Consider the following 20,394-nt stretch of genomic DNA (forward strand, 5'->3'; position numbering starts at 1 on the left):
TCTGAGCGTGTCGGACCCCTTGCGTGGTGTCCTACCCGTAGGTATCGCGTGGGCCCCGCCCTGAGACGACTCTGGGACCCCATTTCCAGGAGGGTACGTCCGGTCCGATGAAGCGGAGGTTCTCGACACCCGCATCCGGATAGCGTCGCCCGATCTCGGTCATGATGGTCGCCCGCATGTACTGGAGGTTCTTCGCCCATGCGGTCGAATCGCACTTCACGGTCAGCAGGCCGCGCTCGAGCGACACCGGCTCCGAGTGCTTCGCGGTGTCGGCACCTGCGAGGTCGGCCCACTGCCGGACGAGGTCCTCGCGGGCCAAGGTCGTCTGCCATCCGGCATCCTTGCTCAGCTTGTCGAGCACGGCACCCAGAGATCCCGGATCGCGGCCCGGCGTGAAAGGGGCGTTGTCGTCGTCGGTGACGAGACGACGCTTGCGCTTCCAGTTCTTCGAGCTGGGCTGGAGACCGCGCAGACGCAGATACGTCGCAACGGTCTCCGGAGTCTCGGGGGACGGGGCGGCGGTGCTCGCGACGTCAGTCATCCGCCGCCTCCCGTTCGTCACTGATGGTCCCCGCCGAGATCCGCACCACGTGAGCGTGCAGCACCTCGGGGATATCCTCCTCCACCGCAGCGGTGACCACCACCTGCTCGTATCCCGCGGTGAGCGTCGCGAGTCGCTGACGACGGTCGGCATCGAGCTCGGCGAACACGTCGTCGAGGATCAGCACCGGATCGCCGGCCGGGGATTCGCTGCGCAGCAGTTCCGCGGACGCGAGACGCAGAGCGAGCGCGACGGACCACGACTCGCCGTGCGAGGCGTAGCCCTTGACGGGAAGACCGCGGACACGGAGGACCAGATCATCGCGGTGCGGACCGGTGAGGGTGAGTCCGCGTTCGAGCTCCTGCGTGCGCTTCGCGAGGAGGGATGCCCGGAACATCTCGGCGATGTCGCCCGTAGAGTCGGCCGTCGCGGCCTCGCCCTCTTCCGGGTCACCGCCGCGCACGGACAGGGCCCACTCGAGCTGCGGCTGATGGTCGGCGCCGGCGATCGCGGCGTAGGCGTCCGCGACCGGCTGCTGCAGGTCGGCGGCCAGGCGCTGACGCGCGGCGATGATCTCCGACCCGAGAGCTACGAGCTTGTCGTCCCACACATCGAGCGTGCTCAGCCCCTCGCCGCGGATGCCGCGCGCCCTAGCCGACTTGAGCAGGGCGGTGCGCTGCTTGAGGACGCGATCGTAGTCGGCGAGCACGGCCGAGAGACGCGGGGTGCGCTGGATCAGCAGCTGGTCCGCGAAACGGCGCCGCGACGACGGATCCCCCCGCACGATCTGGAGATCCTCGGGTGCGAAGAGCACGACGTGCGCATAGCGCGGCAGCTCGCTGGTCTTCGACGGCGATCCGTTGATCCGGGCCTTGTTCGATCCCTGCCGATTGAGCTGCACCTCGATGAGGACTTTGCGTTCTCCGTGGGACAGGCGAGCACGGATGATCGCGAACTCCTGACCGTCGCGCACCATCGGCGCATCCGAGGACACCCGGTGCGAGCCGAGCGTCGCGAGGAAGACGACGGCCTCCGCGAGGTTGGTCTTGCCCTGTCCGTTGCGTCCCACCAGGACGTTCGGACCGCGGTGGAGCGCGAGCTCGGCGGTCGCGTAATTGCGGAAATCAACCAGGCTCAGGTGTTCCACGATCACGGGATCAGCCTACCTTCGGGGTCCGACAGCGCTCGAGGCGAGCGTCGGGCCGTCGAGGGATGCGCGTCAGCGCAGCAGCAGGTTGGGCTGCAGCAGGTACTTGAACGAGTCCAGACCGGCCTGGTCGACCGAGGTCTGACTCGTTATGAGGACGGGGCTGAGCTTGTTGGCGTTGTCGCTCGAGGTGAACGTCACGCGCACGAACTCGCTCTTCACCGCGCCGAGAGCCTCGATGAGGTACTGCGGGTTCAAGCCGAGCGTGACCTCGTCGCCGCCCGAGAGGATCGCGTCGACCGACTCGGAGGCGCGGGCGTGCTCGCTGCCGGATGCGTCCATGGTGACGCCGTCGGACGAGAACGTGAACCGCAGCGGTGCGGCGCGATCGAGCACCAGGGCCACACGCCGCACGGCCTCGACGAGATCCGCCGTGTTGACGACCGCATAGTGGTCGGTCTGCTCCGGGAACAGGCGGCGGACCGGGGGGAAGTTGCCCTTGATCAGCAGCGACGTCACGGTCTTGTTGCCCGCGGTGAAAGCGATGATCTCGCGGTCGCCGGCACCGGAGAACGCGATCTGGATCGTGCCGGCGTGACCGAAGGTCTTGCCGACCTCGAGCAGGGTGCGTGCGGGAACGAGCGCTGTGGTCTCGACGGCTTCGCCGTCCCACGGCACGTCGCGGAGCGAGACCCGGTAGCGGTCGGTGGCGACGAGGCTCAGGCTCTGACCCGTGACCTCCAGCTGCACACCGGTGAGCACGGGGGTCACGTCATCGCGGGATGCCGCGAAGCCGACCTGCGAGATCGCGGTGCCGAACTCGTCGGCGGGGACCACGCCCGACGAACCGGAGACCTCGGGGATCGACGGATATTCCTCGACCGGCATGGCCGCGAGCGTGAACCGTGCGGACCCGCAGGTGACCGCGATGCCGCCGTCCTCCTCGACGGCGATCTCGATCGGAGCGTTCGGGAGACGGCTCGCGATATCCGACAGCAGACGACCGTGCACCAGGATCGTGCCCGGCGTCTCCACCGTCGCCTCGATCGTCGTGCGAGCGGATGCCTCGTAGTCGAAGGCGGAGAGCGTGAGCCCCGATCCGTCGGCCTCGATCAGGACGCCTGCGAGGATCGGCTGCGGATTGCGCTGCGGAAGCAGCTTGACGACGAAGGACACAGCCTCGCTGAAGACATCGCGGTTGACCTGAAACCTCACGGGTGCTCCCTTGTCGTCGTTCTGTGACGCGTCGTGATCGGTCCTGCCAGTGCAGGGCTTCCCATGCTAGCCCCACAGTCGCTCTGATCCCTACGCCCGGTCCATTCCACCGCGTCGGTCGACTTTCCCCACCGTCTGGTGATCGGATCGCCCCTGATCTGACTTAACTCCTTAACGGTGTTAACACCTGTGGATACTGTGGATAAGTCGGTGGAAAGCAGTCGCGAGTAGGGAACTACACGATTGTCAGTTGTGGAATCCCTGAGGAATCCGCGGGTGTACGGCATCCCTCGCGTGAATCGTCCATTCACGGTTATCCACAGGTCGAGCCGTTTCCCCCACATCCGTCCCGATGTGGAGGTCGATCATCCACAAGTTATCCACATGTGCAAAGAGGCATCGATCGGATGCCGCGAACGGCACGCACACGCGACAGAAAGGGGGTGCAGGGTCCTGTCGGACGCCGCACCCCCTTTTTCCGGAGTGAAGACGCTGCTCAGCGGCGACCGAGCTGCGTGGTGATCTCCGTCACCTGGTTGTAGATCGATCGACGCTCCTTCATGAGCTCGCTGATCTTCTTGTAGGCGTACATGACGGTGGTGTGGTCGCGGTTGCCGAACAGCTGACCGATCTTGGGCAGCGACAGGTTCGTGCGCTCGCGGCACAGGTACATCGCGATCTGCCGGGCGGTCGCGATCTGCTGCGAGCGTGACGACCCGTACAGGTCGTCGACCGTCAGCTTGAAGTACTGTGCGGTCGCCGTGATGATGTCGGTCGGCGAGATGATGTTGTCCTCGGCCGTGTCGACGATGTCCCGCAGCACCGTCTGCGCCAGGGAGATGTCGAGCGGCGACCGGTTGAGGCTCGCGAACGCCGACACGCGGATCAGCGCGCCCTCGAGCTCGCGGATGTTCGACGAGACGACGGTCGCGATGTACTCGAGCACCTCGTCGGGGATGTGCAGCGACTCGCTCTGAGCCTTCTTGCGGAGGATCGCGATGCGGGTCTCGAGGTCGGGCGCCTGCACGTCGGTGATGAGACCCCACTCGAAACGGCTGCGCATGCGGTCCTCGAAGCCGGTGAGCAGCTTCGGAGCGACATCGCTCGTGATCACGACCTGCTTGTTGTGGTCGTGCAGCGTGTTGAACGTGTGGAAGAAGGCCTCCTGCGTCTCCGCACGTCCCTGCAGGAACTGGATGTCGTCGATCAGAAGGATGTCGACCTCGCGGTAGCGAGCCTGGAAGGCAGCGCCGCGGTTGTTCGCGATCGAGTTGATGAAGTCGTTCGTGAACTCCTCGCTCGAGACGTACCGGACCTTGACGCCGGCGTAGAGGGACTGCGCATAGTCGCCGATCGCGTGCAGGAGGTGCGTCTTCCCGAGACCGGAGTCCCCGTAGATGAAGAGAGGGTTGTACGCCTTGGCCGGCGCCTCGGCCACCGCGACCGCCGCGGCGTGCGCGAAGCGGTTGGACTGCCCGATCACGAAGTTGTCGAAGGTGTACTTCGGGTTGAGACGCGACTCGTGGCGCATCGGCGCGGGAGCCTGCTCCATGGGGGACTCGATCCGCACCTGCTCCTGGCGGCCGAAGTCGGCTACGGCGATCGGAGCCGTCGGCTGGTCGGCGAGCTCGTGGTTGACCACCACCCGGTAGGAGGTCACCTCCTCGCCGATATGAGAGAGCGCCTCCATGATCGGAAGTCGCAGCCGCTTGTTGATCTGCGCTGCAGTGAGATCGTTCGGCACTTCGAGATAAAGAGTCGCCGCCATCACGCCCGCGGGCACGGCCAGACTGAGGAAGCCCTGCAGTTGAGGTGTCACGCGATCGTCGGCCTCCAGCAGCTCCTGCACCGTGGTCCAGATCGGGACGTCGGGCTGGGCTGGTGAGGACATGACGCTCCGGGAGGGGATCGCGGGGGGCGTCGTCGGATGCGGCCTCCCTGTGGATAACTTCGGATGCCACGGTAGTCATCGCCGCCGGGAACGGCAACCTGGCCTTGGAATACCGCGCGCGTGTTGCGCCCGCGCACGAGGACGGGGTTGTGGATAATGGCTGTGCGGATCTCCGCGGGCGAGCACCGGATCAGCGCGCAGATTTGCTCTGTGCGCCGTCGCGACGTACCCTTAGTCGGTTGACTTATGCCTGTACGGCAGTTCCCTCTGTCTCCGGACGCACAGATCCCGGTGACACCATTCCCGGAGTGATTCCATGAGCAAGCGCACCTTCCAGCCCAACAACCGTCGTCGCGCCAAGAAGCACGGCTTCCGCGCCCGCATGCGTACCCGCGCCGGCCGCGCCATCCTCTCGGCCCGCCGCGCGAAGGGCCGCACCGAGCTCTCCGCGTAAACCGCTGTGCTCGCCCGCCCGTTCCGGCTGACCCGCGGGAGCGACTATCGACTGGTCGTTCGACGCGGATCGCGGTGTGGCGGAGCCCGGGTTGTCACGTCCATGCTGACGACGGGTGAGAGCAGAGCCGCGAGGTTCGGATTCATCATCAGCAAGCAGGTGGGCACCGCGGTGGTGCGCAACACCGTGCGTCGGCGGCTCAAAGCCGTCTGCGCGGAGGCGCTCTCGCGGGTGCCTGAGGGCACGGATGTCGTCATCCGTGCCCTTCCTGCGTCCGCGACCGCGAGCTATTCCGAGCTCAGCGCCGACGTCAACCGCTGCCTCGGTCGTCTCGCGCAGGTGCGAGCATGACCGCCCTGCCGGCCTCGTCGATCGGGACGGCGCATCTCGACTCGAGGGACGTGCTCCGCAGCATCCCCCTCGTACCGCGCAATCTCGTTCTCGGGTTCCTGGCCGGCTACCGGCGGGTGATCTCTCCGATGTACGGAGACGTGTGCGCCTACTACCCGTCCTGTTCGGCTTACGCTGTAGGGGCGGTGCAACAGCACGGCGCCGTGAAAGGGGCAGCCCTTTCGGCCTGGCGCATCCTCCGTTGCAATCCCTGGAGCCACGGCGGCGTCGATGACGTCCGTCCGCACGAACACTTCCGCTACGACCTGACCGCTCACGGTTTCGTCGTCCCCTCCCGAAAGGACTGACCGGTGGGTCTAGATCTCCTGCTCGCCAGCACCACCCCGTCGCCGGAGCCGGCGTCCGGCGGGTTCGACCTGCTCGGGACCATCCTGTGGCCGCTCAAGTGGCTCGTCGAGATGGTGCTCGTCGCGTGGCACTGGCTGCTGACCGCCGTCGGTCTGCCCGCGGCATCCGGCCTCACCTGGGTGCTCTCGATCGTCGGCCTCGTGGTCGTGGTGCGCGCTGCGCTGATCCCGCTCTTCGTGAAGCAGATCAAAAGCCAGCGGAAGATGATGGAAATTGCTCCTGAACTGCGAAAAGTTCAGGAGAAGTACAAGGGCAAGAAGGATCAGCTCAGCCGTGAGGCGATGAGTCGCGAGACCATGGCCCTGTACAAGAAGCACGGCACGACGCCGATGTCGAGCTGCCTCCCGCTCCTCGTGCAGATGCCGATCTTCTTCGCGCTGTTCAGCGTGCTCAACGATGTCAGCAAGCACGCCAAGCTCGAGATCGGCGGCGTCGGGCTCCTCACTCCGGAGCTCACCAAGGAGTTCTACGACGCGCAGCTGTTCGGTGTCGCGTCCCTGCACGAGAACCTCGGCAACGCGTTCGACGCGGGGAACACCGTTGCGATCGTGATCCTCGTGGTCCTGGTCGTCCTCATGATCGCCTCGCAGTTCTTCACGCAGCTGCAGATCATCTCCAAGAACCTGTCGCCCGAGGCCAAGACCGGCCAGGCGTACCAGATGCAGAAGATCATGCTCTACGTGCTGCCGCTGGGCTTCATCTTCTCCGGTGTGTTCTTCCCGCTCGGCGTCGTCATCTACTGGTTCATCTCGAACCTGTGGACGATGGGTCAGCAGTTCCTCGTCATCCGTGAGATGCCGACCCCCGGTTCCGAGGCGGCGAAGGCTCGTGAAGAGCGACTCGCACGCAAGGGCAAGGCAATCGACTCCTCCGGCAAGGTCGTCTCGATGGCGGTCTATGAGGCGGAGCAGCAGCGGATGCTGGACGAGGTCGAGAAGGCCAAGGCCGCAGCACCGAAGCGTCAGCAGCCCGTAGGCAAGAAGCGTGCCAAGAAGAAGGGGAGCGGCGCATGACCGACAACCTGACCGAGACCGTCGAGCCGTCGGTGGCCGACCTCGAGAACGAGGGCGACGTCGCCGCGGACTACCTGGAAGAGCTGCTCGACATCGCCGACATCGACGGCGATCTGAACCTGGATGTCCGGCAGGGACGGGCGTATGTGTCGGTGGAGGCCGAGGGCGACGGTCTGTCCCTGCTCTCAGCGCCCGATACGGTCCAGGCACTGCAGGAGCTCACCCGTCTTGCCGTGCAGAACAAGACCGGCTCGTTCTCTCGCCTCATCCTCGACATCGGTGGCTCGCGCGATGCCCGGCGCCGCCAGCTCGAGACGCTGGTGAGCGCGGCGGCGACGAAGCTCGACGACGGTGCATCGCAGGCCTCGCTCCCCGCGATGTCCAGCTACGAGCGGAAGCTCGTCCACGACATCGCCGCCGAGCACGGTCTCGTCTCCGAGTCCTACGGTGAGGGCGCCGACCGCCACACCGTGCTGCGCCGTCACTGACGTTTCACGTGAAACATCGCGCTGAGAAGTCTGCATGACGATCGTCGAGACCGAGCCCGCCACCGCGGTGCAGCTGTTCGGCGACCGCATCGAACTCGCGCGCGCCTTCACGGCCGCACTAGCAGACCAGGGTGAGGAGCGCGGGCTGATCGGCCCCCTGGAGCTTCCGCGCCTCTGGACCAGACATATTCTCAACAGCGTGCTCGCCGCACCGCTGTTCCATGGAACGGTCGCTGACATCGGGTCCGGGGCAGGGCTGCCGGGGATCGTGCTGGGAATCGCCCGCCCAGACGTGCATTTCACGCTCATCGAGCCCATGGAGCGACGCGTCACCTGGCTCACGGAACAGGTCGAGGCTCTCGGACTCGACAACGTCGACGTCCTGCGCGCCCGCGCGGAGGAGGTGCACCGGCCGCAAGGCTTCGATGTGGTCACCGCTCGAGCCGTGAGTGCGCTCCGGACATTGCTGCCCTGGACCGCGCCGCTCGCGCGCGACGGAGGAGAGCTGGTACTCCTGAAGGGCATCAACGCCGCCAAGGAAATCGACGCGGCGCAGAAGCAGATCAAGAAGTTCCGGCTGTCCGATGTCCGCGTCGAGGTGCTCGGTGAGGGAGTTCTTCCCGACGCCGAGGTCACACGAGTGGTTCGGGCTTTCGTTCGGTCCTGAGCTTGTCGGCAGTGTCGGGCTGAGTTCTGCCGGTGCTGGTGCGGTTTCCTGTGTGCGGTGCTCGCGCTGGTTTCTGTGTGTGTCGGGTTGCGGGGTGCTCCTCGGGAAAGAGCAGAGCGGGGACCCTCCCGCTTCGCGGGCCCCTCCCGATGCTCCTTCCCGAGGACACCCCTCCACCCGACCGTTCCTGTGATCCCGAAGATCCCGGTGCGGAACGATGCATCGATCGATTGCTGCGGATGACGAGGGGTAGCGTGATCGCTTCGCTCGACGACTGCGGGTGACCGTGGGGTAGGGCATCGACGTGCGGTTGGACGCTGGGGGTGGATGTTTCACGTGAAACGTTGCGGGGAGATGCTGCGCATGTTTCACGTGAAACATGGGTAGCGTGAGGGGATGGGACGGGTACTCATCACCGGGATGTCCGGGGTCGGCAAGTCGACGGTGGTCGAGGGGATCGCTCAGCGGGGGATCGTCGCGGTGGACACGGACTACGGCGACTGGAAGAGCGCGGACGGGACCTGGGACCTGGAAGCGGTTGGCAGACTGCTGCGTGAGAACGACGACATCGTGGTGGCGGGAACCGTCGAGAATCAGGGGATGCTGTACGACATGTTCGATCACGTCGTGCTGCTCACCGCGCCCCCGTCGGTGTTGATCGAGCGCGTCACGTCTCGCCGGACGAACCCGTATGGATCATCGGCGGCCGAGCGAGAGGAGATTCTGGAGTACACCCACACCGTGGAACCCCTGCTTCGAGCGACGGCAACGGAGGTGATCGAGACTACTCAGCCTCTCGAGACCACCGTGGACGAGATCGTCGATCTCCTCGCGGTTCCCCGCCGTTTCACGTGAAACATCTCGCACCAAGGGGTTCTGGGTCGTGCCGGGCTGGAGTGTGGTCCGTGTCGGCGAGCATCTAACTCCGGTGAAAGTATCTCGTCACCGTGAACGCCACCTGCCGGGTACTAGACCGCTGGAATCAAACTGGGTCCAGGCACACAGTTCTCTCCGTGGCTCACTGTGTTTCACGTGAAACACCTCACACCAATAGATTCGGCGCGATCCAGATCCGGAACGCAGTCCTCATCGGCGGGTACGCAGTTTCGGCGGAGAAGCTCGACACTGCGACGCCAGCCAGCCGGCTAAGCCACCACCCGAATCGAACTGGGTTCAGGCGAACAGATGTTGGCATGGGGGTCGGTGTGTTTCACGTGAAACATCGCACATCGCTAGTTCGGCGCGATGCCGATCCGGAGGGCCAGTCCACACTGGCGGGCATGCAACTGCGGCGGAGGCCCCTCGTCTTTCCGAGCGCCCCGCTGCTGGCGACGCCACCACCCAGATCGAGCTGGGTCGAGAAAGGCAGATGTGCCGCGGGTTCACTGTGTTTCACGTGAAACATCTCCGGTCAATAGGCTCGGCGGGATGCCGATACGGAGTTCACGTGCACATCGGCGGGCATGAACTTCCAGCCGAAGCTCTTCGTCTCCGCGAATGCCCCACGGCAGGCGACGAGACCACCCAGATCGAGCTGGGTCGAGGCGGACGGATGTGCCGCGGGTTCAGAGTGTTTCACCTGGAACACATCGCGCCAGTAGGTTCGGCGCGATGCCGATCGGGCGTGTCAGAGCACATTGGCGGGCGTGCAGTTCCGGCGGAGGCACCTCGTCGCCGCGGACGCCACCCTGCCGGCTACGTCAGCATCTGTATCGAACTGGGTCCAGGAGGATATATACAGCCGCGGTGCGGTGCGTTTCACGTGAAACACATCGCGCCAATGAGTTCGGAGCCATGCCGATCCGGAGTGCCAGTCCCCGTCGGCAGGCATGCAGTTCCGGCGAGATTCACCGTCACTGCAAACGCCGCCCGGCCGCTCCACCACTCGAAGCGAGCGGAGCATAGGGCAACAGGTGTCACCATGGGTTCGCGCGTTTCACGTAAAACATCGTCAACGCAGAGAAACGCGCGACTGCGAGGCCCTGATGCGCGTCACACTCGAGGGTGCCCGTGAGCGCGGTGGTGTCGTGAGGGGCTTCCCCTTGAATCGACGCTGCCGAGACATTAGGGGGCGTCGTCAGCGCGAGAGCAGGCGCACCGGAAGCCTGATGGGTCAGGGTCAACCCTGAGATTCTCCGGGAGGGATGAATATGGGTCGGGGCACTCGTGTGACGAGTTCAGCAGGGACCGCCATCGAAGAGCGAGCCGCGAGAACGGCTCGCTTGCGTGACCGCGATGGTCGCCCGACGCTGCGACGAGACTGCGCCGAGGTTGTAACGCGACTGCGACGAGACCACGGGTAGGCAACCTCCCTCTTCGCATGTCGCCATCGGTGGCCGGTCCCGGAGCAGGACTCCTCACCACGGCACGCGGGTGAAGCGGGTGTCGAGATGCGGTCCGACAGAGGTGCCCACCGGGGGAGGAGCTTGTCGCCGCTGTCCCGCCCGGAGCCCAGCCGGTGGAACGCGAGTGCTTCGCCGGTCACACGGGTGGAATCGATGACGCACGCCGCCACCTCCCACCCACCGACCGGGTCGCCGTCGCCGACGATGCACCGAGACTCTGACACGTCGGGGATAGCGATTAGAGTGGAAGACGGTCCCGAAAGGAGTGGATGTTTCACGTGAAACAGTCCGAACAGGCATCACCGAAGGACGCTTTCGGGATGGATACGCCGCTCGCGCGGGAACTCGCCGACCTCTCCGCTCGCCGCCGCGCACTCGAAGGCGTACGCATGGAGTTCACGGGGGAGACCAGGATCCTGACGGTGTCGAACCAGAAGGGCGGTGTCGGCAAGACGACGAGCGCCGTCAACGTCGCCTCAGCTCTCGCAGGACTCGGGGCCAAGGTCCTCGTGATCGATCTCGACCCTCAGGGCAACGCTTCGACAGCTCTGGGAGTGCCGCACAACGCCGATACTCCGAGCGTGTACGACGTCCTCATCGAGGAGTTCCCCCTCGCAGAGATCGTGCAGCCGAGCCCCGAGAACGAGAACCTCTTCTGCGCACCGAGCACGATCCACCTCGCCGGGGCTGAGATCGAACTCGTCGCACAGGTGGCGCGTGAACACCGCCTCCGTCGCGCACTCCTCGACTACCTCGAGGACCACCCGATGGACTTCGTCATCATCGACTGCCCGCCGTCGCTGGGCCTGCTGACGATCAACGCCTTCACCGCAGCATCCGAGGTGTTCATCCCGATCCAGTGCGAGTACTACGCCCTCGAGGGTCTGAGTCAGCTGCTCGGCAGCATCCAGATGATCCAGAAGCACCTCAACCCAGGTCTGCACCTGTCGACGATCCTGTTGACGATGTACGACGGACGCACACGGCTCGCCCAGCAGGTGGCCGACGAGGTGCGCAGTCACTTCCCGACGCAGGTGCTGGAGACCGTGATACCTCGGTCGGTCCGCGTGTCGGAGGCCCCGAGCTTCGGACAGACCGTGATCGCCTACGATGGGCAGTCTGCCGGTGCGATCGCGTATCGCGAAGCCGCTGTCGAGATCGCGTCGCGTGCTGCGTCGCAGAGCAAGGAGAAATGATGGCCAAGCGCACCGGATTGGGCCGCGGCATCGGCGCACTCATCCCCACCGCCGATCAGGCAGAGCGTCCTGTCGACGTGTTCTTCCCCGGCACGAGCATCCGTCCTACGGAGCAGCCCGCACCAGAGGTCGTCGACGCACCGGACCTCGAGACGGTCCCCGGCATCCATCTGATCCAGGTCGATCCGCAGAAGATCGTGCCGAATCCGCGTCAGCCTCGCACGCACTTCAACCCGGAGGATCTCGCTGAACTCGTGCACAGCGTCCGCGAGTTCGGCGTGCTGCAGCCGGTCGTCGTCCGCAAGAACGGCGAGGGCGACTACGAGCTCATCATGGGGGAGCGGCGCACCCGTGCGGCCCGCGAGGCCGGCCTCGACGCGATCCCGGCGATCGTCCGCGACACCGCGGACGAAGACCTGCTGCGTGACGCCCTGCTCGAGAACCTCCACCGCTCGGAGCTGAACCCGCTCGAGGAGGCATCCGCCTATCAGCAGCTGCTCGAGGACTTCGGGATCACTCAGGAAGAGCTCGCGACCAGAATCGGCCGATCGCGTCCGCAGATCAGCAACACGATCCGCCTCCTGAAGCTGCCGGTACCCGTGCAGCAGAGGGTGGCGGCCGGAGTGCTGACCGCGGGTCACGCCCGAGCGATCCTCAGTCTCGATTCCCCCGAGGCCATGCAGCGTCTCGCTGACAAGGTCGTGAACGAGGACCTCTCGGTCCGCGCCACGGAGGAGGCCGCGAAGAGCACTCCCTCGGCTCCCGGACGCAGCGCCAAGCCGACCCCCGGTGCTCGTCGCGCCTACCTCGACGAGGTCGCCGGCAATCTCGGGGATCGCCTCAACACCCGCGTGAAGATCTCGCTGGGCGCTCGCAAAGGCCAGGTCACCATCGATTTCGCGTCCATCCAGGATCTCAATCGCATTCTCGAGGAACTGGGGGAGTCGAGCTACGGCTCGGCGTGAATGACCGCCCGCTGAGGGCACTCGTCCCCTAGACTCGCTCCATCGTGACGAGGGGGTCGACAATGTCCACAGCACAGAATGCCGAAGGCATCCGGCGCAAGGTGATCGCCGTGAGCATCGCGGCCGCGCTGGGAGGATTCCTCTTCGGCTTCGACACCGCGGTCATCAACGGGGCGGTGGATGCTCTCGCGGGCACCGTGTCGGGCTTCGATCTGGGCGTCGGGCTCAAGGGCTTCGCGGTCTCCTCGGCGCTGATCGGCTGCGCCGTCGGAGCCTGGTTCGCCGGCCCGATCGCGAACAGACGCGGACGAATCCCCGTCATGGTGGTGGCCGCGGCGATGTTCTTCATCTCCGCGATCGGCTCCGGACTCGCGTTCAGCGTCGTCGATCTCATCATCTGGCGCGTGATCGGCGGGCTCGGCGTGGGTGCGGCGTCGGTGATTGCACCGGCCTACATCGCGGAGGTCTCACCGGCAGCGATCCGCGGCAGACTCGGATCGCTGCAGCAGCTCGCGATCGTGACGGGTATCTTCGCGGCCCTCCTGTCGGACGCGCTGCTGGCCGGTATCGCCGGCGAGGCGGATCAGCCCCTGTGGGGCCTCACTGCCTGGCGCTGGATGTTCATGGTCGCGGCGATCCCGGCTCTGGTCTACGGGCTCGTGTCGCTGCGGCTGCCCGAGTCGCCGAGGTATCTGGTGAGGAAGGGCGACATCGAGAAGGCCTCCGAGGTGCTGCAGACCGTCACCGGCACGGTCGACGTCAAGGCGAAGATCACGGAGATCACCGGAACGATCGACACGGAGAAGAGCGAGTCCCTGCGCGACCTCCGCGGCAGCAGGCTCGGCCTCAAACCGATCGTGTGGGTCGGGATCCTGCTCTCGGTGTTCCAGCAATTCGTGGGCATCAACGTGATCTTCTACTACTCGACGACTCTGTGGCAGTCGGTGGGCTTCGACGAGTCGAGCGCACTGCTGACCTCCGTGATCACGTCCGTGACGAACATCGTCGTGACGATCATCGCGATTCTGCTGGTCGACAAGGTCGGTCGGCGCATCATGCTGCTGGTCGGTTCGGTGGGCATGACGGTCACGCTCGGACTCATGGCGCTCGCGTTCTCCTTCGGCACTCTCAACGCCGAGGGGACCGCCACGCTGCCCGACCCCTGGGCGACCGTGGCCCTGATCTGTGCGAACGGCTTCGTGGTGTTCTTCGGTGCGACCTGGGGTCCGCTGGTGTGGGTGCTGCTGGGCGAGATCTTCCCGAACTCGATCCGCGCCGGAGCACTGGCGGTCGCGGCCGCGGCGCAGTGGGCGGCGAATTTCTTCATCTCGACGACGTTCCCCGTCTTCGCCGAGATCGGACTCACCTTCGCCTACGGTTTCTACGCGTTCTTCGCGCTGCTGTCGTTCTTCTTCGTGTACTTCAAGGTGCCGGAGACCAAGGGCAAGGAGTTGGAGGAGATGTCCGACGAACTCACCGTGCAGCGCCGGGGACGCCCGAAGCCGACGTAGGCTGGAAGCATGACCGAGTCCGTTCCCCGCCGTGCCAGCCTCGAAGTGCTGCGCGCCGAGGCGTCGGACGAGCTCGCGGTGCTGATCCAGGAGCGCCTGCTGGGCGGCGAGGATCCGTGGGACTTCATGGAGGAGCTCCCGAGCGTCGACGAGCTGGTCGTCTACCTGCTCCGTGCCGACAACATCACCGCGAACGACGGTGTGCGTCCGAATGAGGCCCGGCACTACCGCGTGCTGCGCCAGATCGCGCTGGAGTATCCGGAGCTCACACCGGCGGTGTGGGGTCTGCTCGACGAGAAGCAGCGTCATCGCCGCTGGGATCCGACGATCGCCGACGCCTCCTGACGCATGCCGCGGATGCTGGTGGCCTACGACTCGGCGTGGCCTGAGCGTTTCGCGGAGCTGGCCGACGGCATCCGTGCGGTGGCGGATCCGGAGTGGGTCATCGAGCACATCGGGTCGACCGCGGTGCCCGGTCTGCGGGCCAAGCCGATCATCGACCTCGCGGTCCGCGTCTCCGATCACGGCGAGTTCGAGACGCATCGGCCCGCGCTCGAGCGCGCCGGGTGGGCTGTCGGCAGTGGTGTGCGCACGCACCCTGTGATGGTGCGGGAGAGCGACGGCATCCGCACGGCGATCGCGCACTTCTTCGAGGCGGAGCACTGGGATGCCGTGAACCAGCGGCTCCTGCGCGACTGGCTGCGGACGCATCCTGAGGATGCTGCGCGCTACGCGCATGCGAAGTGCGATGCGGTGGCGGCCGCTGCGCGCGGAACCGCGTCGTACAACGACGCCAAGACCCCGATCGTCCAGGAACTCGTCGACCAGGCTCGCGCAGCGCGCGGGCTGTCCTCCGTCCCCGTCTCGGACAAGCGCGAATGACGAAGGGCCGTCACCCGTGGGGGTGACGGCCCTTCGTGCGATCTGGGGGATCAGCCGATGTAGGCGGCGAGATCCTGCTCGAGGGCGTGCTTCGGCTTGGCGCCGATGATGGTCGTCTTGACCTCTCCGCCCTGGAACACCTTCATCGCGGGAATCGAGGTGATCTGGTACTGCATCGCGAGCTGCGGGTTCTCGTCCACGTTCAGCTTGACGATGGTGATCTTGTCGGGGTTGTCGGCCTGGATCTGGTCGAGCACCGGGGCGACCATACGACACGGGCCGCACCACTCGGCCCAGAAGTCCACCAGCACGGGACCCTCGGCCTGAAGGACGTCCTGCTCCCAGGTCGCCTGGCTCGTAGTCTTTGCACTCATCAGTAGTTCTCCTTGATTCGAGGTTCGCCTGCTACAACAGCGGGCGAGGTGAAACTGTTCCCCGCCGCTCAGGCGGTGATGATCTCCGCGGCCTCGGCGGCCGGGACCTCGACCGAGGCGTCATCGAAATCCGCGAGGAAGTGCTCGGCATCCAGAGCCGCGACCGTACCGGAGCCGGCAGCCGTGATGGCCTGACGGTAGGTGGGGTCGATCACGTCGCCGGCCGCGAAGACACCGGGCACCGAGGTCTTCGACGAGCGGCCGTCGACCCAGATCGTGCCCTCGGCCGTGAGGTCGAGCTTGTCGTGCACGAGGTGCGTGCGCGGGTCGTTGCCGATCGCGATGAACAGGCCGTCGAGGGCGAGGTCACGCTGCGAACCGTCGACCGTGGACGTGAGCTTCACGCCCGTCACGGTGTCGCCGCCGAGGACTTCGGCGACCTCACTGTTCCACACGAACTCGATCTTCTCGTTCGCGAACGCGCGCTCCTGCATGATCTTCGACGCGCGCAGGGTGTCCTTGCGGTGGATCACATAGACCTTGTCGGCGAAGCGCGTGAGGAACGTCGCCTCTTCCATCGCCGAGTCGCCGCCGCCGACGACCGCGATGGTCTTCTCGCGGAAGAAGAAGCCGTCGCAGGTGGCGCACCAGGAGACGCCGTAGCCCGAGAGGCGCTCTTCGCCCTCGATGCCGAGCTTGCGGTAGGCGGAGCCGGTCGCGTAGATGAGCGACTGCGCCTCGTGCACGGTGCCGCTGCCGAGGGTGACCCTCTTGACGGGGCCGGCGACGTCGAGCTCGGTGACGTCGTCGTAGACGACCTCCGTGCCGAACTTCTCGGCCTGCTCCTGGAACTTCGCCATGAGCTCGGGGCCCTGGATGCCCTCGGGGAAGCCGGGGTAGTTCTCGACCTCGGTGGTGTTCATCAGCTCGCCGCCGACCTCGACCGAGCTCGCGATGAGCAGCGGCTTGAGGTTCGCGCGCGCCGCGTAGATGGCGGCGGTGAATCCGGCGGGGCCGGAGCCGATGATGATGACCTGACGCATGTGCTCTCCGTGATCGAAGCGTTGCTGAGACGTCGGAAGACGCTCGACTGGTTCAACCCATGGTAACCGCGCGGCATTCCCGCGCGAGAGGGCTCAGCGTCCCGGCAGGAACCGGCGCAGCAGGGACCCGGCGACCTTGAGCTCGGGGGAGCGCAGCAGGGCGAGGATCAGCAGGTAGACGACGACCACGGCCGCGCCGATGATGCAGGTGCCGATCGCTCCCTGCAGCTTGTCGGCGGTGGTCCAACCCTCCGTACCGCCGAGGAGCAGGAACACGCCCCAGCCGGCGAATCCGGCGGGAATGCCGGCGATCGCGAAGCGCGCCACGGCCGAGAGCCAGGACCGGATCTGCAGTCCGCCGATCTTGCGGTGCAGCAGCCACGTCGCCACCACGACCTGGATGGTGCTCGCGATCGACTGGCCGAGCGCGATCGTGGCCGCGAGAGAGGTGATCCCGATCACATCGGCGGCGAGCATCCACTGCGCGGCGAGGGCGCTCACCACCACGAGCACGCTCTGGAACAAGGTGAACCAGAAGGGCGTGCGCGTGTCGCCGTAGGCGTAGAACGTGCGCTGCACGATGAACAGCACGGTGAGCGGGATCAGGCAGACGAGGAAGCACACGAGCACGAGCGCCGCGTCCTCGGCATCCGAGGCGGCGTTCGTGAAGATGCGGGAGGCCGGGATGGCGGCGGCGACGACGGCCGCGACCGCCGCGACGATGAAGAACAGGAGGGTGCGGATGCTGCGCGCGATGTCGGCCCGCACTTCGTCGTCCCGCCCGGCGGCCGCGTGCTCGCTGATCTGCGTGAAGTACGGGGTCCCGATCGACAGCACGATGATCGAGTACGGGAGCATGAAGATGAGCCAGGCGTACTGGAAGGTTGCGACGGAGGCTGCCAGGTCCGATGCTTCGGTGAGGATGCGTGTCTGCACGAGCCCGGCGACGAGGCTTGCGACCGCCATGAGGAAGGTCCAGCCGGCGAGCTTTCCGACGTTACCCAGGCCGACTCCCCGCCAGCGGAAGTCCGGGCGCAGGGCGAGACCCGTGCGCCGCCAGAAGACCAGCAGGACGACGGCCTGCACGACGATGCCGAGCGTGGCGGTGCCGCCGAGCGCGGCGATCATGCCCGGTGTCCATTGCTCGATCCGCATGAGCGGTGCGCCGAAGAGCGCCCCGATGATGAGGAACCCGATGATCGAGACGATGTTGTTGACGACCGGGGCCCACGTGAACGGCCCGAAGATGCGGCGGGCGTTGAGCGCCTCGCCCAGCAGCGCGTAGAGGCCGTAGAAGAGGATCTGCGGCATGCACCAGTAGGCGAAGGCGGTCGCGAGGGCGAGGAACTCCGGCGTCGCCTTCTCACTCGAGAACAGCTGCACGAGCCAGGGCGAGGCGATCGTGGCGACCGCGGCGACGGCGACCAGTACGACGGTGCCGAGCGTGAACAGCTTGGAGATGAAGGCGTTGCCACCGTCGGCATCCGCTGTGGCCTTGACGATCTGCGGGATGATGACCGCCGTCAGGACTCCCACAGAGATCAGAGAGAAGACGCTGTTGGGGAGCTGGTTCGCGATCGCGAACGAGTCCGCGGCACCGGCGGCGACCGAGCCGATCACGCCGACGAGGACGATGGTGCGGACGAGACCGGTCACCCGCGAGATCAGGGTCCCCGCGCCGATGATGGCGCTCGCGCGCCCCAGACCGCTCACGAGTGCTCCTCCGCGGCGGGCGACGAGTCCACGGCATCCTGATCCGTTGCCTCGGAGGTCTCGCGCTCGCGACGTCGCCGCACGACCGTGCGGATCGTCCCGAGTCCGAGGAGCAGCACGATGAGACCGCCGAACACCACGAGGCCGATCGTCTCCCACTCGGCGCGGACGGACACCCGGACGCTCTCGACCTGGCCGATCGTGACCCCGGTCGGGCTGGAGAGCTGCAGGCGCAGGTTCACCTCGCCGCTGCCGACGCGGGCCGAGACGGGAACCTTGATGCGTTGCGTCGTGCCGGCCTGCACGGTGGCCTCCTGCGGGGACTCGACCTCGAGCCGGGGGTCGCTCGGCGACACCGAGAGTCGCACGTTCACGGGCCAGGGGAGGTCGTTGCGCACCGCGAACGGCAGGTCGGCATTCGCCGAGAGGAGCTGGATGGTGCTGCCGGGTGGGATGTCGACGGCGTTCAGCGTCGAGGCCGTGGCGTCCTCCACGGCCTCGACGGCCTCGTCATGGGCGGTGTCGCCCAGGCCGACGCCCGAGGCGCGCATGATCTGGATGCGCTTCGGGCTCAGGAGCAGCTGCGGGTCGTCGAGGAGTGTCGCGAAGTCTCCGAGCACGGGCTCACCGGCGAGCATCCGCTGCAGGTCGGCTGCGCGCTCGGTGTCGGCCTCTGAGGTCAGAGTCGTCACGGCGGGCTGCGCCGAGAGGATGCCGGTGAGCCCGAAGCCCAGGGTGTCGACCGCGCTGATCGTCTCCTTCAGGGCGTCCGACGAGCGCGTCTCATCGCGGGACAGACCCACCAGGACGGGAGCCTCGGTGCTCGCTCGCCCCGAGAGCGACAGATGCGCGCTCGCCTCCGCCAGGAGCGCCTGACGCGCGGCGGAGTCGTTCTCGCTCGCGGCGCGGGACAGGGCGCCGGAGGCGGCGGCATCCGTCACGAGGACGTCGTGCCCGTCGATCGTCGAATGTCCGCCGATGGATCCGCTGGTGGACGAGGACGAGAGGATCGTGACCGTCGAGTCGCCGAAATAGCTCGCGAAGGTCGCGAGATCGGCGTCCGTGAGGGAGCTGCGCGGCCAGATGACGCCGGCGGTGGCACCGTCGACGGTCGTCAACGCGTCGTCATCGGGCAGCACTGGGCCGTCCGTCGGAGCGGGGGTCGGCGCCGGCGCGCCGGAGGCGTCGGGTGTGGGCGTCGCCGGTGTCGCGGTGAAGCGGCTCGGGTCGAGGAACGGCGCGAGGGTCGTCGGACTCAGCGGGGCCGGGAGTCCGGCCTGCGACTGCGCCGTGAGGTCGGCGTCACCGAACTGCAGGGCGAAACGCTCATTGGGGAGGGCGTCCAATCGACGAAGCCATGCGGTCGCGGGTTCGGGGGCCGCGGACCCGAGCACGCGGATCGCTGCGGGGATCGCGGGGTCGATCGCGAGCACAGCCGAGGTGCCCGAGACACCGTCGAGCGCTGCGGTGAGCGCACCGTCGGCCGCGGTGAGCGTCGTGAGCTCCTCTGCGGACAGCAGTGCGCCGTCCGCGGGCGTCGCGGTGATCGGGACCACGATCGCGATGGGGCCCGCCGCGGGTTCGGACACGACGAGCACAGAGGTCGAGACGACGGGATCCTCGTCCGCGTCGTCGGTCACTCCCGAGAGGGTCGCGCGCAGGGGGTACACACCCGGCGTGAGGCCCGCGAGAGCTTCGGCGGGGATCAGCAGGGTCGAGGCGACGGTGGCGTCGGGCTCGACCGGGGAGGTGGTGTCCGTGCCGATCTGCGCGAAGGTGTCGGCGGTACCGGCGGTGTCGGCGTCGTCCAGCCAGGCCGACAGTGCGGCCTCGTCGCCCAGGGGAGTGCCGCCGAGCTCGACCGTGATCCGTCCGGACGACAGAGGTACGTCAGAGCCGTTCTGCACGGTCAGGGAGGCTGTGGTGGCACTGCCGGGTGCGACGGTGCCGCGTGTCCCGGCGGAGACGGTGAGTTCGACGGAGGGATCGTCCGCGTCGGTCGCCGCCGTGGCGGTCGTGGCTCCTGCGGCGCCCGCGGCGCAGAGTCCGAGCACCGTGGCGACGACGACGGAGCGGCGCGCCAGGCGGAGAAGGCGCGCGCGCAGGCCGTTCTCGGGGATGCTCGCGGTCATGGAGGTCTTCCTCGGGCGCCGGGAGTCCGGGCCGCCCGTGAGTGGTGACCTTGCGATT

General features: G+C 66.8%; 20 protein-coding genes. 12 read left to right on the plus strand and 8 right to left on the minus strand.

The annotated features are described in order from the left end of the window. Positions 1 to 31: 31 nt before the first annotated feature. From AKH00_RS14920 to dnaA, 4 genes are all read right to left on the minus strand, one after another. Positions 32 to 541: a DUF721 domain-containing protein gene (locus AKH00_RS14920; RefSeq protein ID WP_050723546.1), complete on the minus strand. Its 510-nt coding sequence runs from the start codon at positions 539 to 541 to the stop codon at positions 32 to 34. After that, on the minus strand, positions 534 to 1,694 hold the full coding sequence (gene recF / locus AKH00_RS14925; protein WP_050723547.1) for a DNA replication/repair protein RecF: 1,161 nt from the start codon (positions 1,692 to 1,694) through the stop codon (positions 534 to 536). The genes AKH00_RS14920 and recF overlap by 8 nt, the downstream gene beginning before the upstream one ends. Before the next feature lie 66 nt (positions 1,695 to 1,760). Continuing rightward, on the minus strand, positions 1,761 to 2,903 hold the full coding sequence (gene dnaN / locus AKH00_RS14930; RefSeq protein ID WP_050723548.1) for a DNA polymerase III subunit beta: 1,143 nt from the start codon (positions 2,901 to 2,903) through the stop codon (positions 1,761 to 1,763). A gap of 496 nt (positions 2,904 to 3,399) precedes the next feature. Further along, positions 3,400 to 4,794, minus strand: a complete 1,395-nt coding sequence (gene dnaA, locus AKH00_RS14935) for a chromosomal replication initiator protein DnaA (RefSeq protein ID WP_050723549.1) — start codon at positions 4,792 to 4,794, stop codon at positions 3,400 to 3,402. 316 nt (positions 4,795 to 5,110) lie between these two features. Here dnaA and rpmH point away from each other — a divergent pair, with 316 nt between their 5' ends. The 12 genes from rpmH to AKH00_RS14995 all read left to right on the plus strand — a co-directional run bounded on the left by rpmH (position 5,111) and on the right by AKH00_RS14995 (position 15,074). Next, a complete protein-coding gene (gene rpmH, locus AKH00_RS14940) occupies positions 5,111 to 5,248 on the plus strand; it encodes a 50S ribosomal protein L34 (RefSeq protein ID WP_022879826.1) in 138 nt (45 codons plus the stop codon). Between the two features lie 6 nt (positions 5,249 to 5,254). Further along, on the plus strand, positions 5,255 to 5,599 hold the full coding sequence (gene rnpA / locus AKH00_RS14945; protein WP_082297666.1) for a ribonuclease P protein component: 345 nt from the start codon (positions 5,255 to 5,257) through the stop codon (positions 5,597 to 5,599). After that, positions 5,596 to 5,946 carry a membrane protein insertion efficiency factor YidD gene (gene yidD / locus AKH00_RS14950; RefSeq protein ID WP_050723551.1) on the plus strand — a complete coding sequence of 117 codons (351 nt, stop codon included), beginning with the start codon at positions 5,596 to 5,598 and terminating at the stop codon, positions 5,944 to 5,946. The genes rnpA and yidD overlap by 4 nt, the downstream gene beginning before the upstream one ends. 3 nt (positions 5,947 to 5,949) lie before the next feature. After that, entirely contained in the window at positions 5,950 to 7,020 is a 1,071-nt protein-coding gene (gene yidC, locus AKH00_RS14955) for a membrane protein insertase YidC (RefSeq protein ID WP_050723552.1), read from the plus strand. Then, positions 7,017 to 7,508: a Jag family protein gene (locus tag AKH00_RS14960; protein WP_050723553.1), complete on the plus strand. Its 492-nt coding sequence runs from the start codon at positions 7,017 to 7,019 to the stop codon at positions 7,506 to 7,508. The genes yidC and AKH00_RS14960 overlap by 4 nt, the downstream gene beginning before the upstream one ends. Before the next feature lie 34 nt (positions 7,509 to 7,542). Further along, positions 7,543 to 8,175 carry a 16S rRNA (guanine(527)-N(7))-methyltransferase RsmG gene (rsmG, locus tag AKH00_RS14965; protein ID WP_050723554.1) on the plus strand — a complete coding sequence of 211 codons (633 nt, stop codon included), beginning with the start codon at positions 7,543 to 7,545 and terminating at the stop codon, positions 8,173 to 8,175. Positions 8,176 to 8,571: 396 nt separating this feature from the next. Next, positions 8,572 to 9,030 carry an AAA family ATPase gene (locus AKH00_RS14970; protein WP_200903872.1) on the plus strand — a complete coding sequence of 153 codons (459 nt, stop codon included), beginning with the start codon at positions 8,572 to 8,574 and terminating at the stop codon, positions 9,028 to 9,030. Positions 9,031 to 10,840: 1,810 nt separating this feature from the next. Next, positions 10,841 to 11,716, plus strand: a complete 876-nt coding sequence (locus AKH00_RS14975) for a ParA family protein (RefSeq protein ID WP_235556798.1) — start codon at positions 10,841 to 10,843, stop codon at positions 11,714 to 11,716. Further along, the gene (locus AKH00_RS14980) at positions 11,716 to 12,681 is read left to right on the plus strand and encodes a ParB/RepB/Spo0J family partition protein (RefSeq protein ID WP_082297667.1); all 966 of its coding nucleotides are present in this window, start codon (positions 11,716 to 11,718) and stop codon (positions 12,679 to 12,681) included. The genes AKH00_RS14975 and AKH00_RS14980 overlap by 1 nt, the downstream gene beginning before the upstream one ends. 62 nt (positions 12,682 to 12,743) lie before the next feature. Further along, positions 12,744 to 14,192 (plus strand): sugar porter family MFS transporter, encoded by a 1,449-nt coding sequence (locus AKH00_RS14985; RefSeq protein WP_082297668.1) that lies wholly within the window; start codon positions 12,744 to 12,746, stop codon positions 14,190 to 14,192. 9 nt (positions 14,193 to 14,201) lie between these two features. Continuing rightward, positions 14,202 to 14,537, plus strand: a complete 336-nt coding sequence (locus AKH00_RS14990) for a hypothetical protein (protein WP_050723557.1) — start codon at positions 14,202 to 14,204, stop codon at positions 14,535 to 14,537. Between the two features lie 3 nt (positions 14,538 to 14,540). Beyond that, positions 14,541 to 15,074, plus strand: a complete 534-nt coding sequence (locus AKH00_RS14995; protein ID WP_082297669.1) for a GrpB family protein — start codon at positions 14,541 to 14,543, stop codon at positions 15,072 to 15,074. A 50-nt stretch (positions 15,075 to 15,124) separates the two neighbouring features. On the opposite strand, the gene trxA is transcribed toward AKH00_RS14995, so the two are convergent. The 4 genes from trxA to AKH00_RS15015 all read right to left on the minus strand — a co-directional run bounded on the left by trxA (position 15,125) and on the right by AKH00_RS15015 (position 20,336). Further along, positions 15,125 to 15,448: a thioredoxin gene (gene trxA / locus AKH00_RS15000; RefSeq protein ID WP_050723559.1), complete on the minus strand. Its 324-nt coding sequence runs from the start codon at positions 15,446 to 15,448 to the stop codon at positions 15,125 to 15,127. Between the two features lie 68 nt (positions 15,449 to 15,516). Next, on the minus strand, positions 15,517 to 16,491 hold the full coding sequence (gene trxB / locus AKH00_RS15005) for a thioredoxin-disulfide reductase (RefSeq protein ID WP_050723560.1): 975 nt from the start codon (positions 16,489 to 16,491) through the stop codon (positions 15,517 to 15,519). A gap of 93 nt (positions 16,492 to 16,584) precedes the next feature. After that, the gene (murJ, locus tag AKH00_RS15010) at positions 16,585 to 18,204 is read right to left on the minus strand and encodes a murein biosynthesis integral membrane protein MurJ (protein WP_050723561.1); all 1,620 of its coding nucleotides are present in this window, start codon (positions 18,202 to 18,204) and stop codon (positions 16,585 to 16,587) included. Continuing rightward, positions 18,201 to 20,336: a DUF6049 family protein gene (locus tag AKH00_RS15015; RefSeq protein WP_050723562.1), complete on the minus strand. Its 2,136-nt coding sequence runs from the start codon at positions 20,334 to 20,336 to the stop codon at positions 18,201 to 18,203. Before AKH00_RS15015 ends, murJ begins: the two co-directional genes overlap by 4 nt. Positions 20,337 to 20,394 lie beyond the last annotated feature (58 nt).

It is taken from the genome of Microbacterium sp. GCS4, from assembly GCF_001262495.1.
Lineage (GTDB): Bacteria > Actinomycetota > Actinomycetes > Actinomycetales > Microbacteriaceae > Microbacterium.

Bases quoted from the DNA above. Each gene is read 5' to 3' on its own strand.
- AKH00_RS15015 (WP_050723562.1), bottom strand. From the start codon at position 20,336: ATGACCGCGAGCATCCCCGAGAACGGCCTGCGCGCGCGCCTTCTCCGC.
- AKH00_RS14975 (WP_235556798.1), top strand. From the start codon at position 10,841: ATGGATACGCCGCTCGCGCGGGAACTCGCCGACCTCTCCGCTCGCCGC.
- rsmG (WP_050723554.1), top strand. From the start codon at position 7,543: ATGACGATCGTCGAGACCGAGCCCGCCACCGCGGTGCAGCTGTTCGGC.
- AKH00_RS14970 (WP_200903872.1), top strand. From the start codon at position 8,572: ATGGGACGGGTACTCATCACCGGGATGTCCGGGGTCGGCAAGTCGACG.
- dnaA (WP_050723549.1), bottom strand. From the start codon at position 4,794: ATGTCCTCACCAGCCCAGCCCGACGTCCCGATCTGGACCACGGTGCAG.
- AKH00_RS14985 (WP_082297668.1), top strand. From the start codon at position 12,744: ATGTCCACAGCACAGAATGCCGAAGGCATCCGGCGCAAGGTGATCGCC.
- yidD (WP_050723551.1), top strand. From the start codon at position 5,596: ATGACCGCCCTGCCGGCCTCGTCGATCGGGACGGCGCATCTCGACTCG.
- AKH00_RS14980 (WP_082297667.1), top strand. From the start codon at position 11,716: ATGGCCAAGCGCACCGGATTGGGCCGCGGCATCGGCGCACTCATCCCC.
- AKH00_RS14995 (WP_082297669.1), top strand. From the start codon at position 14,541: ATGCCGCGGATGCTGGTGGCCTACGACTCGGCGTGGCCTGAGCGTTTC.
- rpmH (WP_022879826.1), top strand. From the start codon at position 5,111: ATGAGCAAGCGCACCTTCCAGCCCAACAACCGTCGTCGCGCCAAGAAG.
- trxA (WP_050723559.1), bottom strand. From the start codon at position 15,448: ATGAGTGCAAAGACTACGAGCCAGGCGACCTGGGAGCAGGACGTCCTT.
- AKH00_RS14920 (WP_050723546.1), bottom strand. From the start codon at position 541: ATGACTGACGTCGCGAGCACCGCCGCCCCGTCCCCCGAGACTCCGGAG.
- AKH00_RS14990 (WP_050723557.1), top strand. From the start codon at position 14,202: ATGACCGAGTCCGTTCCCCGCCGTGCCAGCCTCGAAGTGCTGCGCGCC.
- AKH00_RS14960 (WP_050723553.1), top strand. From the start codon at position 7,017: ATGACCGACAACCTGACCGAGACCGTCGAGCCGTCGGTGGCCGACCTC.
- trxB (WP_050723560.1), bottom strand. From the start codon at position 16,491: ATGCGTCAGGTCATCATCATCGGCTCCGGCCCCGCCGGATTCACCGCC.